At 69.1% G+C, this 16227-nt stretch carries 13 protein-coding genes; 2 read left to right on the top strand and 11 right to left on the bottom strand.

Annotated elements, in window-relative coordinates:
* Nucleotides 1-84: 84 nt before the first annotated feature.
* The 4 genes from ACZ6S6_RS09880 to ACZ6S6_RS09865 all read right to left on the bottom strand — a co-directional run bounded on the left by ACZ6S6_RS09880 (nucleotide 85) and on the right by ACZ6S6_RS09865 (nucleotide 3920).
* Nucleotides 85-1707, bottom strand: coding sequence for an MDR family MFS transporter (locus tag ACZ6S6_RS09880; RefSeq protein ID WP_469704995.1), 1623 nt, complete (start codon nucleotides 1705-1707; stop codon nucleotides 85-87).
* Between the two features lie 200 nt (nucleotides 1708-1907).
* On the bottom strand, nucleotides 1908-2720 hold the full coding sequence (locus ACZ6S6_RS09875; protein WP_469704667.1) for a TetR/AcrR family transcriptional regulator: 813 nt from the start codon (nucleotides 2718-2720) through the stop codon (nucleotides 1908-1910).
* A gap of 248 nt (nucleotides 2721-2968) precedes the next feature.
* The gene (locus tag ACZ6S6_RS09870) at nucleotides 2969-3499 is read right to left on the bottom strand and encodes an SMI1/KNR4 family protein (RefSeq protein ID WP_469704665.1); all 531 of its coding nucleotides are present in this window, start codon (nucleotides 3497-3499) and stop codon (nucleotides 2969-2971) included.
* A gap of 49 nt (nucleotides 3500-3548) precedes the next feature.
* Nucleotides 3549-3920, bottom strand: coding sequence for a hypothetical protein (locus ACZ6S6_RS09865; RefSeq protein ID WP_469704663.1), 372 nt, complete (start codon nucleotides 3918-3920; stop codon nucleotides 3549-3551).
* Nucleotides 3921-4113: 193 nt separating this feature from the next.
* Here ACZ6S6_RS09865 and ACZ6S6_RS09860 point away from each other — a divergent pair, with 193 nt between their 5' ends.
* Entirely contained in the window at nucleotides 4114-4992 is an 879-nt protein-coding gene (locus ACZ6S6_RS09860) for a GNAT family N-acetyltransferase (RefSeq protein WP_469704661.1), read from the top strand.
* Between the two features lie 180 nt (nucleotides 4993-5172).
* Here ACZ6S6_RS09860 and ACZ6S6_RS09855 read toward each other — a convergent pair whose 3' ends face one another.
* Nucleotides 5173-7146 (bottom strand): galactose-binding domain-containing protein, encoded by a 1974-nt coding sequence (locus ACZ6S6_RS09855; RefSeq protein WP_469704660.1) that lies wholly within the window; start codon nucleotides 7144-7146, stop codon nucleotides 5173-5175.
* Nucleotides 7147-7649: 503 nt separating this feature from the next.
* Between ACZ6S6_RS09855 and ACZ6S6_RS09850 the strand changes: the two genes are divergently transcribed.
* A complete protein-coding gene (locus ACZ6S6_RS09850; RefSeq protein WP_469704659.1) occupies nucleotides 7650-8186 on the top strand; it encodes a GNAT family N-acetyltransferase in 537 nt (178 codons plus the stop codon).
* A gap of 100 nt (nucleotides 8187-8286) precedes the next feature.
* Here ACZ6S6_RS09850 and ACZ6S6_RS09845 read toward each other — a convergent pair whose 3' ends face one another.
* The 6 genes from ACZ6S6_RS09845 to ACZ6S6_RS09820 form a co-directional block, all read right to left on the bottom strand.
* The gene (locus ACZ6S6_RS09845; RefSeq protein WP_469704658.1) at nucleotides 8287-8526 is read right to left on the bottom strand and encodes a hypothetical protein; all 240 of its coding nucleotides are present in this window, start codon (nucleotides 8524-8526) and stop codon (nucleotides 8287-8289) included.
* 518 nt (nucleotides 8527-9044) lie between these two features.
* Nucleotides 9045-9767, bottom strand: a complete 723-nt coding sequence (locus tag ACZ6S6_RS09840; RefSeq protein ID WP_469704657.1) for a DUF1775 domain-containing protein — start codon at nucleotides 9765-9767, stop codon at nucleotides 9045-9047.
* Nucleotides 9768-9796: 29 nt separating this feature from the next.
* Nucleotides 9797-11353, bottom strand: coding sequence for a YncE family protein (locus ACZ6S6_RS09835; protein ID WP_469704656.1), 1557 nt, complete (start codon nucleotides 11351-11353; stop codon nucleotides 9797-9799).
* 88 nt (nucleotides 11354-11441) lie between these two features.
* Nucleotides 11442-12116 carry a hypothetical protein gene (locus tag ACZ6S6_RS09830; protein ID WP_469704655.1) on the bottom strand — a complete coding sequence of 225 codons (675 nt, stop codon included), beginning with the start codon at nucleotides 12114-12116 and terminating at the stop codon, nucleotides 11442-11444.
* Complete coding sequence (locus ACZ6S6_RS09825) at nucleotides 12101-12616, bottom strand: sigma-70 family RNA polymerase sigma factor (RefSeq protein ID WP_362955418.1); 516 nt, start codon at nucleotides 12614-12616, stop codon at nucleotides 12101-12103. Before ACZ6S6_RS09825 ends, ACZ6S6_RS09830 begins: the two co-directional genes overlap by 16 nt.
* A gap of 458 nt (nucleotides 12617-13074) precedes the next feature.
* Complete coding sequence (locus ACZ6S6_RS09820) at nucleotides 13075-15792, bottom strand: family 78 glycoside hydrolase catalytic domain (RefSeq protein ID WP_469704653.1); 2718 nt, start codon at nucleotides 15790-15792, stop codon at nucleotides 13075-13077.
* Nucleotides 15793-16227: the final 435 nt, after the last annotated feature.

Here is a 16227-nt window from a genome sequence, read left to right as displayed (position 1 = left end):
AGAGCCCGCACCACCTGGACGGGCGGTGCGGGCTCTCGCGTATGACGTGCTCGGTGCGGCGGCGTACGATCCGCGCCGCGCGGGTCAGTCCTTCTCGGCTACGGCCGCAGCACCAGTACCAGCACCGGTCGCGCTGGTTGCCGGGGCATGATCCGCCTCGTCGCGGGGTGCCGGGACAGCGGAGGACTGAGCGCCTTCCGTGGCGAGGCGCTCCATGCCGCTGGTCGTCTTCAGGGGCTTTTCCTTGAGGAAGAGGACCGCCAGAAGACCGAGGAAGGCGAAGGGAGTGGCGATCAGGAAGAGGTCGCCGGTGGCGACTCCGTAGGCGTGCTCGACGATGTTCTTCATCGGCTCGGGAAGCTTGGTCATGTCGGGCACCGCGCCGCCGTGCCCGCCGGCGGGCACCGGGAGGCCGTTCTCCGCGAGCCCCTTGCTCATCTCGCTGGCGACCCTGTTGGCGAGCACCGCGCCGAGCACGCTGGTTCCGATGGTGCCGCCGAGGCTGCGGAAGAAGGACAGTACGGATGTGGCCGCGCCCAGTTCGTGCGCGGGTACGTCGTTCTGGGCGGCGAGTACCAGGTTCTGCATCAGCATGCCGACGCCGATGCCCATGAACGCCATGTAGAGGCTGAGCAGCCCGAAGTGCGTGTCGGCGTCGATGGTCGACAGCATGCCGAGCCCGGCCGTCATGATCACGGCGCCCGCGACGAGGTACCGCTTCCACTTGCCGGTCGCGGAGATGATCTGCCCGGCGACGGTCGAGGACACCAGCAGACCGCCGATCAGCGGAAGGCTCATGAAGCCCGCGACGGTCGGGGACTTGCCCAGGGAGATCTGGAAGTACTGCGAGAGGAAGACGGTTCCGGCGAACATCGCGATGCCGACGAAGAAGCTGCCCAGGGTGGTGAGTGTGACAGTGCGGTTGCGGAAGATGTCCAGCGGGATGATCGGCTCGGCTGCCCGCGACTCGACGAACACCGCCGCGGTCAGCAGCACCACACCGGTGAGTACCAGTGCGGCGGTCTGCCAGGAGGCCCAGTCGAAGTTGTTGCCGGCGAGCGAGGTCCAGATCAGCAGCGCGCAGACGCCCGAGACGATCAGGAAGGCGCCCAGCCAGTCGATCCTGACCTTACGGCGTACGGTCGGCAGCTTCAGGGTGCGCTGGAGCAGCATGATCCCGGCCAGCGCGAACGGCACACCGACGAAGAAGCACCAGCGCCAGCCGAGCCATGAGGTGTCCACGAGGACACCTCCGATCAGCGGCCCGGCGACCGTGCCGACGGCGAAGACGGCGCCGAAGATGCCCGCGTACTTTCCGAGCCTGCGCGGCGGGATGATGGCGGCCATGACGATCTGGGCGAGCGCGGTGAGTCCACCGGCGCCGACGCCCTGGACGACCCGGCTGACGATCAGCGTGTTGACGTCCTGTGAGAAGCCGGCCACCAGGGAGCCGACGACGAACAGGCTGAGCGAGAGCTGGAGCAGCAGCTTCTGGTTGAAGAGGTCCGCGAGCTTGCCCCAGAGCGGCACGGTGGCCGTCATCGCGAGGAGTTCGGACGTCACGACCCAGGTGTACGCGGACTGGCTCGCGCCGAGGTCGGCGATGATGCGCGGCAGGGCGTTGGCGACGATGGTACCCGCGAGGATGGCGACGAACATGCCTGCCATCAGGCCGGACATCGCTTGGAGTATCTGCCGGTTGGACATGGAGGACGGAGCCTGATCGGGCGCCTCTATTGCGGTCACGGTGTCCTTTTTCGGTGCTGGGGCAGAACAAAGATTGATGGTGAGGAGGGGCGGGGGAGCGGCGAACCGGCGGAACGATGAATCGGAGAGCCGAAGAACCGGCAGAACGACGAACCGGCAGAACGATGAGCCGGCGGGCCGGCGGGCCGCGAACCGCGGGACTATCCAGTTGGTCGTGGCAGGCCTTGGGCCAGTTGGGCGAAGACCTCCTGGAACGTGTCCGCGAGTACCACCTCTCCGGGGTGGTCGCACCAGTGCTCGACGGCGACCCGCACAGCGGTCTGGGCGATCGCGGCCAGAAGTTGAGGGAAGAGGCTGTCGGCGCCGTGCCCTGTGCCGGTATCCGGATGTGCCGCACGGCCCTCGCACCCGCCCCGGCCCGTCCGCGTGGCGTCCCCGCCGGTGCTCATGGCATCCGGGCCGTCGTCCAGGACAGGGGGCCCTGCACGCGTGCCCACTGAGACCGAGCCCGCTCCCGTGGCGGCGGTCCCGGTCTTGAGCCAGTCGGCGATGGCGGCGGCCAGCGCTCGTTGGTCCGCGACCTGGGCCTGGAGGCCGCGTTGGATGAGGTGGGGGGAACGCTGGAGGACCCGGGCCTGCAGCGCCCAGAACTCCTGGCGCTGCTCGAATCCGTCGAGTTCGTCGGCGAGGGCCGCGCGGACCACGTCGAGTGGCGGACGGTCGGCCGGGGCACGGCGTACGGACTCCCTGATCCGCTCGCCCACCCCCTCGTCGATCAGCACGAACGCGTCGTCGTGGCTGGGGAAGTAGTTGAAGAACGTCCGCGGCGAGACTCCGGCGGCCTCGCTGATGGCCTCGACCGTGACGTTCTCCACGCCGTGTTCGGCGGCCAGACGTACGGCTGCTTCCGTGAGGGCGTTGCGGGTCGCCTGCTTCTTGCGTTCCCGAAGCCCCGGTGAGGATGGTCTCTTGCGTTCCGGTGGCCCCGATGCGGATGGCTTCTGGGTGGGCACATCTTGCATAGTAGGCAAAAATGCATAACCTGCAAAATTGCCGTCTGCTTGTCTGCCCGTCAGTAGCTTCGCCGGTCGTCGGCCTGCTCGAACGACCACAGAAGGGCGATTTAGGGAGGAGTACGGCAGGTGCTCAGGCATGGCGGGTGGGTGATCGCGGCGGGGCGGCCAGGCGTAATCGGATCAACTGACCAGTCTGCTCGAAGTTGTTCGCAAGCTCGCCTTTCCGCCAATCCCGCCCCGGCCGTTCAGCCCGGTATCCGCGAATGGCGCGGCGGGCGCGCGTTGGACATCAGCATTCCAAGGGCCAGCATGTCGTGCCCGGCAGAGGGCGTGTCGGCGAAGTAGACACCGATGTCGGGGTACTCCCACATCTCGATCCAGAACCGGCTGCCGAACTCGCCGCCCAGTGACTGCGGCCGGGTCCGTCCGACGCCCCGGATACCCGAGATCTCGATGTGGTCGTCGGCCCAGGAGGCCGGATCGGGCACGGGGAAGCAGGACCGGGCCGGAGTGCCGCTATTGTGCGCGTTCATCAGCGCGAGGTACGAGCTCGGCAGACGGTATCCGCCGAGCTCCTCCTCCAACGAAGCGATCAGCTCACGCGAGGGCGGGACCACCCCCTCCACGTACTCCTCCAACGCGTGCGCCGAGTCGTCCCAGAACCCGGCGGCATCGAAGCCCGCGAAGTGCTTCACGACGGCGTCACGTATCCCGAGCCGCCTTGCGGGGCCGAGGCGTCGTGCGCCGCCGTCGCCGGCCACCATCGTGACCGGCACTCAGACAACGCAGCGGACAGCCGGCCCCACGGCGTCGACTGGCCCGTCCTCACTCGTCCCCGTCCTCGCCCTCGTCACTTACTCCGGACAGGTCGTACCCCTCGGCCTCGTCCCACGGTATGTCGACATCGTCAATGTGCACCGACCACTCGGCATCCGGCAGCGCCCTGCGCAACTCCGAAACGGAATGCAGGACATGAGTGAGCACCGGCATCAGCCGGTCGAAGTCGGACGGCATCTTGGTCGACCCGCCGACGCGTTCCTCCGATCCGGCGTCGGGCGGTTCGTACAGGTACAGGCCTTCTTCGTCGGCGTACGGGAACGACGACGAGTGCGCGGCGACGACGCGTTCGATCGCGGACGATTCGACCTCGGTCAAAGGCGCCGCGCGGTGTGCGCTGTAGTACAGAGAGACGCTCATGGTGTGACCGTACGGCGGGGGTCTGACAATGCCCGAGTGTCTGACAGTGCCCTCCGGAAGCTGAACCGGGCCGGCGCCGACCCACGATCACGTCTCACGGAAGGCAATGGGGCCGGCCACGCCCGCGCGCTCGCGCGAACCAATGCCCTGTGGCAAGAGGTCCCCAGAGCCAGGTACTCAGGGATCATGAAGCATGCGCCCGGATGGCTGGCACCTCACCGAAGACCTCGATGACTTCCTCACCCGAGCCGGAGACTTCCTCCGCTCGCGCCCCGCCCTGCACAACACCCCGCTGACAGTGATCGAGAGACTGCGAACACACGGGGCCGCCGGACACGGCGCCGAAGCCACCGTCTTCGGCACACTGGAGGCAGCGGGCGAGGTCCGCGCCATCTTCTACCGGCCTCCGTCCCACCGCCTGACCCTCACCCGCCTCTCCCTTGAGCAGGCCGGCACCCTCGCCGCTCACCTGGTCCGCCTCGGGCACCTCCTCACCGGTGTCCTCGCGGACCAGGACACCGCTACCGCGTTCGCCGGAGCATGGCAGCGGCACACCGGTGCAGCGCCGGCGCCCAGCTGGCGGGCGCGTCTCCACCGTCTCGGCACGCTCACCCCACCGGAGCCGCGCCCAGCGGGCCGGGGCCGCGTCGTGGGCGAGCAGGACCGCGAACAACTCATCCGCTTGTGCGGTGAGTTCGGCGCCGACGTCGGGGAAGTCCCCGCCGCGGACGCCCGTACCTGGGCCGGCTCGCGCTTCGCCGACCGGCACTTCACGTTCTGGGAGACCCCGGACGGCACCCCCGCCTCCATGGCGGCCGTGACCTCGATGATCGCCGGCATGGTCCGGGTGGACCCGGTCTACACCCCGGCCGGCTTCCGGGGCCGGGGCTACGCGGGCGCCCTGACAGCCGAGGTGAGCAGGGCCGCGCTGGCCGCAGGCGCGACGGACGTCGTGCTCTTCGCGGACCCGGCCAACCCGACCAGCAACGCCCTCTACCAGCGCATCGGATACTTCCCGGTCACCGACTTCGCCGCGTACGACTTCTCCTGCCACGCACCCGGAGCCGGTTGAGAACGCCCAGGACCGCGATCCGGGAGGTGGCGTCCGATTCCGGCGCGGCCACGAACCGGTTCGGCCGGCGTGAGCGAGCCACAGGAGGATCGAGTCGCGGAAGGCCGAGTCGCGGAAGGCCGGGTGGCGGAAGGCCGAGTCGCGGAAGGCGCCCGCGACGTCGGCCCTGCTGCCGCCGGCTCAGGCCGCGTAGACCTTCAACCCGGAGATCTGGGCGGCCGGCCACCCGGTGTTGGCCGTGAAGGTCAGCCGTACGTACCGGAGGGTGGAGTCCGCCGGCAGGGTGAGGGTGGCGGTGTTGCCGCTCGCCGGGTCGAACCTGTGGTCCGACGCGGCGAGCACCTGGCCCGAGCCGCCGTCGGTGCCCCCTTGTACCGAGACCGTCTGGGTGCGGGCGCCCCAGGCGCTGGACGGTGGCAGCGTGAGTACGATCCGCCGGACGGCGGTCGCGGAGCCCAGATCTACCTGGATCCACTGCGGGAAGGCGCTGTTCGCCGACTCCCAGTAGCTGTCCGGGTCATCGTCCACGGCGTTGCCGGAGCCGTAGCCCTGGGTGTGGCCGCTCTCCGTGGTCGGCCGGTGCAGGGCCAGGTCAGTGGCGCCCCCGGCCGTGCCGGTCGTGGCGGTGACCTGGTTCGACGGCTGCGAGACGCCGCCGGCCGCGTCGAGCGCGACCACGTGGAAGGTGTACCCGGTGGACGGCGCGAGACCGGTGACGGTGAACGACGTGCCGGTGACGGTGCCCACTTGGGTGCCGGCCGAGCCATCCACTCGCAGCACCCGGTAGCCGGTGACGCCGATGTTGTCCGTCGCCGCATTCCAGGTCAGCGTCACCGAGTTGCTCGTGCGGTCGGTGACGTGCAGGTTCGTCGGCGACGTGGGCGCGGTCGTGTCGGATCCGCCCGAGGTCGTCGGCGGGGTGGGTCGGACCGAGGTGAGGGCGATCTCGCCCTTGAGCATCCGGCCGCCGTCGCCGGTCAGTCTCAGGTAGTAGTCGGACGAGCAGGCCGTGCCGTCCTCGTCCAGTGCCAGGAAGCCCGACCCGGTGGGTACCGAGGCCTGGGTCTCGACCGTCTTGGCTATCTGGTTGCCCTCGTTGTACTCGTCGAACATCGATATGTAGATGCCCTGCACCCCGGCCCGGCACATGTTGTAGAACTGCCGCCACATGAAGTCGCCGTGCGCTCGCTGGCGGCCGGAAACGTCGCCGGGCAGCACGCACGGCTGGTAGTCGATGTTGTGCGCGGCGCAGTCCGCCTCGTCGCCGACCGTGTAGGTGGAATAGGCGTTGTCGGAGTCGCCCGCGTTGCCGATCGCGCCGATCATCCACGGGGAGATCATATGGAAGGCGTGATAGACGTCCGTGTACCCGGTACGCGTTCCCGCGCCGCCCGTGCGCCATTCGCGTGGCACCCCGCCGATGACATAACAGCCCTGCGCCTTGAACCAGTTGATGACATCCAGGCAGGCTTCGGCGGAGAACGGATGGTTGGCGTCGTTGAAGCCGAAACCCCAGATGCACACCACGGGCTGTCCGTTCTGGGTGGCGTACTGCGGTGAGGCCGTGTGCGCCTTCATCTTGTTCGTCCAGTCGGCCTTGATCTCCGACTGCATGCCGGTCCAGCCGCTGACGTCGTACATCACGTAGAACTTCACGCTGGACGACTCGGCGGCGGACCGGACCTTGACGGCCATCGCGTCGCGGGTCGGGCCCTCGCCGCCGGTCGGGTTGAAGCGTTGCAGCGCGGCGGTGTCGATGCCGTACTGACGCATCCACAGGAAGTGGGTGTCGACGGTCTGCTGGTCGTGGGAGGAGAACAGCGTCGCGGGCTGCCCGTTGCCAAGGTTGTCGTAGGCCGTGGTGTAGCTGTGCGTGTACTCCCGCATGTCGGGCCAGCACTTGATGCCGGTGTTCGACGGGGACGGCGGCCGGCTCCAGTCCTGGGTCCAGTGCCACCAGCCGTTGATCGGGGCCCCGTCACCGGTACAGGCGAACCAGCCCTGATAGCCGACGGTGACCTTTCCCACCACATCGCCCGGCGGACTGCCGGCGGCCACCGCGGCCCCGGCAAGGGCGGTCTGCGTGCCCCCTGCCGCGCCCACCGCAGTGACCGCGATCACCGCTTGCATAAATGTCCGGCGTGTGACACCCATCTGGACGCTCCTTCGAGTCAGTCAACTCCGGCTTCCACAGGGCTGGTTGGGTTGGTGGCGGGCCGGAAATCCGTTGCGGGGATCGTAACGACGGGGTTACATCTGAGCAATAGTGCGTGCTCATCACGAAATTATTTGCTGATACAACGCAAGAAACCTCCTGTCTGTCGTCCTGTGGTCGTTGTGCAGGTCGGCGGCTGGGCGCAGGGCAGCGGTGTGGCGGAACGGCAATCGGCTTCGGTGTCCCGTGGACCATGAGCTTCTTCCACCGCGGCCGTCTCTCGGATGGTGATCGTGGATGCGGCAGGTGATCGAGGAGGTGGTCGACGCACTCGCCGAGTGCGTCGACCGCTGCACCCTGATCTCGCCCTCCGGGCTACCGCCACGCGCTCTGCTCATGGAGGGCGCCGCACTGTCCAAGGCTGCTTCCATGGGTGCGGCGGCGCCGGCGCCCGCACATAGGCTGGCCGTCTCATCCGGCGCACCGCGACGAGGATCAGCCCATGCGCAGCAGCACCAGAATCCGCCTGATAGAGCCCACCGACGCCGCCCCGATCGCCGCGCATCGCGTGCGGGACTTCGAGGCATTCCGGCCGTGGGAACCGGCCCAGCCGGCCGACTTCTTCACCCCGGAGGGCCAGGCGGAGCGGATCGACGGCCTGCTGGTCGGATACCGGGCCGGCACGGTCTGGCCGGGCGTGGTCCTCGCCGACGACCAGGTCATCGGGCAGGTCACCGTCGGAGGCATCCTGCCGCAGCCGCACCTGCGGCGCGGCTCCGTCGGATACTGGATCACCGGTCTCGCCCAGAATCAAGGGCACGCCGGGCACGCCGGGCACGCCGTCGGGCTGGCACTGCGGGTGATGACGGACGAACTCGGGTTGCACCGCGCCGAGGCGTCCACCAATCTGGAGAATCTGCCGTCGCAGCGGGTGCTGCGCCGCAACGGGTTCACCCCGTACGGCGTTGCCCACTCCTCGATCCTTCTCGACGGGAGCTGGCGGGACGGGCTGCTGTGGGAGCGGGTCCTCGGCGACTGAGCTTGTTGCGCCCGCAGGGCGACTCGGAGCCCGTCGGCCGGCGGGCCGGGCGGATGAAGGCAGCACATGCACTGGTCCACGAGCTGCTTGCCCAGGCCACTCACGCCGAGCGATCGCCCGGCACCGGGCAGGGGCCTCCTTGCGCGGGGCTCCGTCCCGGGCGCCGCCCGAGTCGCCGACGGCGTGACAGGTGCAGTTCGAAGGGCTGGCCGGTGGCTACGGCCAGGTCCCAGCCGTGCACGACCATCTCAGTCAGCGCGATCCTGCCCCACAGCTCGTTGGACAGCTCCACGCCGGCCGCGTCGGTGCTGTCTCCCCAGCCAGGGGCCGTGAAGGTCACCGGGTGGAAACGTCGGTCCGCCCGGTGACCTTTGACCACTCTCACGTCGCCGACCGCCGACCGCCGACCGCCGACCGCCGACCGCCGACCGCCGACCGCCGACCGCCGACCGCCGACCGCGCGAGCGCGAGGTCCGGAGGCGGATCCATGCGGCCGGCGTGCGCCGAGACGCTCCCCTCGGCCGCCCGGAAGCGCCGCAGGTCAGGCAACAAGTCGCACGTGCGTGCTACTCAATGCCATGCCCGTGAGCAGTCGTGTCCGACGAGGTACAACCGCCGTGGACCGCTGCACCCGAGTGGTGCAGGGTGTCGGCGGAAGCGGTCCGGTCGATCGGCGCGGACAATGCGTAGCGCGGCGCGTCGATCCACAGGGCCCTTGGACTGGTGGAAGCGAGCAGTGGCCACGGCGGCCGGCGGCGAGGACGAGGAGACGCCCGCGCATTCTTCGGGGAGCGCCTCGGGAACACTGACGTCCCGGGCGGGGACCGCGTCTTCACGGACAGGCCACGGAGGCGGCCGTCAAGAACCCGACACACGCGTTCTGCGCCGCTGTGCCCAGATGGCGGCTGCCGCGCCGATCGCGGCGATTCCCGCCCCGATCGCCAACGGCAGGCTGATGGACGGCACCTCGTCCTCGCCGGCGGCCGCGTCAGCGGGTTTCGCCGCGACGGATGGCGGGCCGGCGGTTTCCTCGGTGGCAGGCTTCGGGACGCCGGCAGCGTTTTCGGGTGACGGGCCGGCTTCGGGGTTGATGACGAGGACCGGTGTGGGGAACTCCGGTTCCTTGCTGCCGGTCTGCTTCTGGTTCCAGGCGGCGATCGTGCCGTTGGAGTAGGTCTGCTCCGTGTCGAAGCTGAGGGAGTACTGATCAGGGATGGGTCCGACCCTCACCTTGAAGATCTGGCTGTCGGCGGGCTCGACCCCGTGTCCGGGTTTTGCCGTCCAGATCAGCCGGGTGCCCTGGCCCTCGGTCTCGGCGACGTTCTTTACGGCCCATCCGTCGAGTGCCGGCACAGCGGTGACCGCAAGGCCTGACGGGATGGCGACGGCGATACGCACCGTCCTGGCGTCGGCCAGCTCGCTGGGGACTCGGAACTGGAGTGTCGCAGGCTTTCCGGGGATGACGTCGCCGATGACGCGGACATGCGCTGCGGCAGACCCGGCGGAGAACAGGACCGCTCCCGCCGCACTGAGGGCGATGGTGGTCAAAGGGGAGACGTGCCGTCGGTTGCGGCGGGGCATGGGAATGTCCTCTCAGCTGGATATCGGGGTCAGCAGCAGTCGCAGAACAGGAGGTCGGCGGTCTTCACCGCGTGGCCGTGCATGCTGCCCTGGGCGGCGAACGCCGCCTTCTGCACCGGGGTCGCCTGGCCCTTGACCTGGATGGAGATGCTCTCGCCGTCGAAGGCGTCGAAGGCGAGTGCCCCGGGCGTGTTGCCGTTCGCGTCGGTGGGGAAGGAGCGCACGGGGGTCTTCTTGCCGTCGGCGGCCACGGAGTACGCCTGGTAGACGGTGTTCGGCTTGAGCGCACGTGCCTGCAGTTCGATCATGTCGAGCCCGCTCACCGGGCGGATGGTGGCCTCCAGGGTGCGGCCCCTGACCGGGTCGAGGGTGTCACCGGCGCTGCCGTCGGGCAGGGTGGTGCGAATGTTGTGGGCCTGCTGGCCGAGCCCTTGGCGGCCGAGGTTGGGGGTGCTGCCCGCGGTGGTGGCACGCGGGGCGTAGACCAGGGCCTGTGGCTCCTGTCCTGTCTTGATGGTGTCGATCACCTTGTTGGAGGCGGTGTCGATGACGTCCACCGCATCGGATTTCTGCAAGCCGATGTACATGCGGGAGCCGTCGCCGCTGGCCCAGGCGCCGTGCGGTGCGTGCCCATGGTTCTTGATCTTGGTGACCAGGGTGGGGGCACCGCTCGTGCGCCGGTAGACCCAGGTTTCGTCCAGTCCCCCCATGGTCAGGTAGACGTACTTTCCGGACGGGGTGTCGGCGAACTGCGGGTGGTTGGTGTCGGGCCCGGTGTTCAGGACGGTGACGACCTTGTTGTGGACCAGGTCCACCACGGAGATCTTGCCGTCGCTCTTGTGGGAGACCCACAGCCGCGTGCCGTCGGGCGAGATCGCCTGGTCGGATGAGAACGTGGCGCCGAGCCCGGTGATGCGGTGCTTGACCCTGTGGGAGCGCACGTCGACCGCGGTGACCTCGGCCTTGCTGATGTGGTTGACGTACGCTGTCCGGCCGTCGGGGCTCATGACCACCTTCGACGGGCCCTCGCCGACGCGGAGGTTGGCGATGACACCGCCGTGCACGGCGTCGACGACCGAAATGGTGTCCCGGCCCCGGTTCGCGACCCAGAACTGCTTGCCGTCGGCGGTGAAACTGCCCTCGTGGGCGGCGCGGCCGACATCGGTGGTGCTGACGACCTTGTTGGTCCTCGTATCGATGAGGTCGACGGTGTTGCTCGTAACGCTCACCACGGCCAGTCGCCGGTGATCCGGCGAGATCGCAAGACCGTGCACTCCGGAGTCCCCGAGGTACTGCGGGCTGAAGGTACTGCCCACCCGCTGGTCGCCCAGCGCGATCGTGCCCAGCGTCCTGTTCGTGGAAGGATCGATGACCGACACCGTGTTGGACGTCTGATCGGCTGTGTAGAGGCGATCCCGGCCAGAGATCGGAATCGGGTGCTGCCGTGCGACCCCGGCGGCCTTGACTGTGGCGGCCCGGTCGGCGGATACGGGACTGGCCTGCGCCATCGACATTGCGGCGACCCCTCCGGCTCCCGCCCCCAGCGTGGCGACCAGCATCCAGGCAGCACGATGTGCAGAAAGCATTCTCTACTCCATTGTCTTGATGTTTTGGGCACGGCGGATCGCCTGATCGCCCATGAAATTCAGCGGCAGGAAGTGTTGGTTTCGGCCGTCAGGCCGATGGGAATCGCGTTGACACGGGAACGCGGGTCACGACGCGCCCTTCCTCGTCCTCCACGATCAGGGCGGTGATGGTGTCCCGGCGCATGGCGGTCACCATGCGGATGGCGACCGGTTCGCCGTTCGAGGACCGCACACTGCCACCGGGAAGACGTGTACCGGCCGCGTTGACCGTCATCACCCGGTAGGTCACTCCATCCCGGAGCCCGGACAGGGCCACGGGGACCTCGGTGCCCCACGGATGATTGATCATCTGGCCCTGGCGGACCAGCGCCACGGATGTGGCAGGTGTCTGATCCTGTTCTGCCGTGAGCGGGATGATCACCGCCGCCGCCGTCATGAAGGCTGCGGCGGCACCCAGGGCGATGCGGCGCCCGCGCCTGGGCCCGGCGGACTTCTCCCGGCCGATGTCCAGGCGGATCCGGTCACCGAGCCCCCTCGGCGGCCGCGCGGGCAGTTCCGGCGGTCGTGGGTGGGCCCAGCCCGCGAGCGGGTTCGCCCGCCGGAGCGTTCGGACCACGTCATCGGTCTCGGAGGCCTCGCGGGCGCAGTCCGGGCACTGCCCGAGATGCCGGGACAGTTCCTCCGGAAGCGGCGTACCGAGCAGCAGGTGCTCGGTGAGGAGCGGTCGGAAGGGGAAGCATTCGTCGTTCATGGTGCCAGCCACCCGTTCTCCTCCAGGATGAGCCTCAGCGACCGCACACCGTAGTGCAGGCGACTGCGCATGGTGGACGCCGGAACGCCCGACTCCTCACCCAGTTCGGCGCAGGTACGACCGCCGAAGTACACCTCCACCACTGCCTCCCGGTGCTGCGGACTCAACCGCTCCAATGCCTCACCCAGCTGAATCCGGTCAAGCAGCTGATCCACGGCGTCGAACGCCGGGGCGGACTCGGACACCGCGTCCCATGACGAAGAACCGGGTCCTTCCCGGACCTTGCGCCGCCGCATGGCGTCCACCACGCTGTTCCGGGCGATGGCGAACAACCATGTGCGCAAGCTGCCCTGATCCGGTTCGAAGCCACGGGGTGACCGCCAGGCACGGACGAATGTCTCCTGCACCACGTCCTCGGCGAGTTGCCGGTCATCCAGCGCTTTGAAGGCAAACCCGAAGAGCTCGCCGCCGTAGAGGTCGTAGGCAGCCTGCACCTCACGCTCGGTCCGCATTCCGGCGGGCTCCGGGACTTTCGCCTCGGATCGCCCACGAAACCACCGCAGAGGACTGCCGCTCATCGTCACGGCTACCCGCATCCAATTCGGCGCCACTCTGCCATGGTGCTTTCCATTCCCGGAGACGACGTGTTCATCAGGGGATACGCAGACCCTGCCACGTGCGTTGAACGACCGGGAAAGATTTGTCGCCGCCGCGCAGCCCGTGGGCCTTGGGTCAAGCTCTCCGTCCGCCCGTCAACATCGACCGGGCCAGGGCAAGCCTGCCCCGCGAGGAGCTCCGGTGCCCTCTCGCTGTGGCCTGCCGCCTGCGCTGACGATCATCGCCGGCACGGCGGTCGGCTACCGGCTGGTCCGGGACAGGCCGGCAGCCGGGCCGGCCGGGATGCTCGGTTGGGGGTACGGACCACGGGGCGGCACCCGGCGGGGTGCCGCCCTGCGGCCGGAAGTGACGGTCAGCGCACGGTGAACGTCCACACGCCCGAGCCGACCCGGTAGGCGGCGGACCGGTCCGTGCCCCGGATGCGCTCGGCTCCCTGCGGCGCCTCGACCCGGTCGTGCCGCGCGGTCACCGGAACGTGGACCACCGCATGGCTGTTGGCCGGAATCGTGACCGTCAGCCGCAGCGAACCCCCGGACCGCTGCCACGCGCTGGCGACGCGCCCGCGCACGGTCTCCAGCGCGGCGGAGACGCGGTCGAGGGAGGCGGGCGCCGTGGGCGCGACGGTGATCTCGCCGTAGCCGGCCGTCGCGGGCCTGATGCCGGCGAGAACGGTGTAGAGCGAGGTGTTGACCCCGGCGAACATCGCGTGGTCGTGCGTTTCCATGGCGGAGTCGTAGAGCCACTGCTCCCAGCTGGCCGTGGCGCCGTGGGCGAGCTGGAAGCCGAAGCCCGGGTAGTCGCGCTGCTGGAGCATGTTCATCGCGAGGTCGGTGCGGCCGATGCGGTCCAGGGCGTCCATCAGGTGGCGGGTGCCGAAGATACCGGTGTCCAGATGGCTGTCGTCCTTCTCCGTGATGGTCCGCACCAGCTGGTCACCGACGGCCTTCTCGCGCGCATCGGGCACCATTCCGAAGGCGAGCGGCAGGATGCTGGTCACCTGCCGTCCGCTGCCGTAGGTATCGCCGGCCTCGTTGAGGAAGCGCGCGTTGAACGACTCCTTGATGTGAGCGGCCAGCTCCTCGAAGTGGCGGGCTTCCTCGGAGTGCCCCAGCGCGTCGGCGGCCTGCGCGGTCACCTCGGCCTGCCGGTACGACAAGGCGGTGTTGACCAGGGACACCTCGCTGGTGCAGTCGCCCGCGCCGGGACTGCCCATCCCGCCGTTCGACTCGGGCCCGTGGTCAGGCGGACACCAGTCACCGAAGCCCTTGTCCTCGGGCCAGATGAGCCCGGGTGCCTCCGCGGCGTTGCGGTCGACGAAGCGCTTCATGTCCGGGTACGCCGTCTCCAGCGCGTCCCGGTCGCCGTACTGCTCGTACACCGTCCAGGCCAGGACCACCTGGCCGCCGGCCATGTCCGGGTACTGCGCCTTGACGTCGTCGGAGGGCAGGGCCGTGCCCGGCGGCATGTCCTGTAGGTACTTCGCGTAGAAGCTCCCCATCCCGAACTCACGCACGGCCGCGTCCCCGTAGGCCTGGACGTCCATGGCCGGTGGGGTGCGCTCGTCGCGGACCGGGGTGTCCGTGGGTGTGCTCATGGAGTTGTTGATGATGCTCCAGCGGTTGTTGCGCCAGATGCTGTTGAGCATGTCGCTGGACGAACTGAAGCTGCCGGTCGACGGCACGTCGGCGTGCACGACACGCGCCTGCACGGCACCCTTCGCCGGACGCCCGGGGGAGCCGGTGACCTCCAGATACCGGAAGCCGTGGTAGGTGAAGCGCGGCTCGTACGTCTCCGGCTCTCCCGTGCCGGCGAGCGTGAAGGTGTCCGTGGCGGCGGCGTCCCGGTTGGTCGCGGTGTCGAGCAGACCGTCGGCCCCGAGTTCCTCCGCGGTCCGCATCGAGATACGGGTGCCCGCGGCGCCCTCGGCCCGCAGTCGGGCCCAGCCGGCGATGTTCTGCCCGAAATCGTAGACATAGGTGCCCGGCCGGGGCTGGGTCACCTTCAGCGGATGCAGGGTGTCCGCCACCTTGACCGCGGGCATGGTGCTCGCGCGCAGTTCCCCCTTGGGGGCGTCCGCGCCGGTGACGGACTGCCACGCACCGTCGTCGAAGCCGGGCCGGTCCCAGCCCTGCTGCTCCTCGCGGGCATCGTAGGACTCGCCGTCGTAGAGGTCGTCGGCGGTGACCGGACCGGTGGACCACTTCCAGGTCGGATCGGTCGTCAGCCGGCTGTGGCTGCCGTCGGCGTACGTGACGTCGAGCAGCATGACCGCCTGCCGCTTGCCGGTCCAGCGAAAGCCGTACGGGCTGAAGTTCTCGCCGTACCCGTTCCCGAGCCACAGCCCCACGGAGTTGGCGCCGCCCCGCAGCTGCCGGGTCACGTCGTAGGTGTCGTACAACACTCGCCGTTCATAGGGGGTGTTGGCCGGGGCGAGAACGTGATCACCCACCTTCGCCCCGTTCAGCCGCAGTTCATGGAGGCCGAGACCGGCCACATAGGCGCGGGCCCTGGCGACCTTCTTGTCGGCGACGCGGAAGTCCTTGCGCAGCAGCGGGGCTTCCGCCTTGTCCTCGGACGGGGTGATCCACTGCGCGCCGTGCCAGTCACCGGCCGTGCGCAGCGCCGCATCCCAGTGCGCGGGTGCGCTCCACGGGGACGGCCTGCCGCGCCCGTCCCAGACACGGACCGTCCAGTAGTAACGCGCACCAGGGGCAAGCGGTTTGCCGCCGTACTCCACAGCGACCGACTCGCTCGAACGACGCCTGCCGCTGTCCCACGCACTGCCGTGCCCGCGCGCCAGTTCAGCCGGGCTGCTCGCTACCAGGACCTGGTAGGCGGACTGTGTCGCGTTGCGCTCCCCACTGGTCAGCTTCCAGCCCAGCAGCGGGTGTTCGGCCTCGACGGCCGACGGATCGGTGCGTCCGTCGACGGTGACGCCTTGAAGGTGGAGCCCACCGGCCGCGATCGCGGGATGGGCGCTGCCGGTGAGCAGCGCCACCGTCAGGAGCGCAGCGGCACACAAGGGTGCCGGCGCTCGCCTGTGTGTGGCGCGGGTGCTGCGTAGGAGCATGGGGGGAGCCTTTCGCAGGCTGCTTGTTTCCGGGGCAGGGACCGTGGTGGGCCGGGGCCGCTTCCCGTGCCGTGTAAGCGCGGCGCCAAGTATGAAACGTTTCACGAGACCTTAGGTGGCTGCTGTGAGCAGCGTCAACGGCTACGTCAGGTTCAACTCACCGAATAACGCAGGTGTATGCGATCCGCTTGATGTGCAGAGGGTCAAGTTCTGAAACGCTTCATACATGGATTGCCTCACGCGAAGAGGCTGCCGGCCGCACAAGGTGGCGCCGCCTTCCACCGCGATGCCTTGCTTCGACTGGCACGCGACGAAGGTCACCGGCCCGCGTGCAAGGTGAGCTGCCGGTGGTCGACACCGCCCTCCCTCGTGCCGTACGGCAAGGTCGAGTTCGCCCCGGACGGCTGTCGGCAATGTCCGGTGAAGGCCGCCTGC

Source organism: Streptomyces sp. NPDC048671, assembly GCF_055587045.1.
The sequence above is the reverse complement of the archived record's forward strand: the minus strand, read 5'-3'. Positions and strand labels throughout refer to the sequence as shown.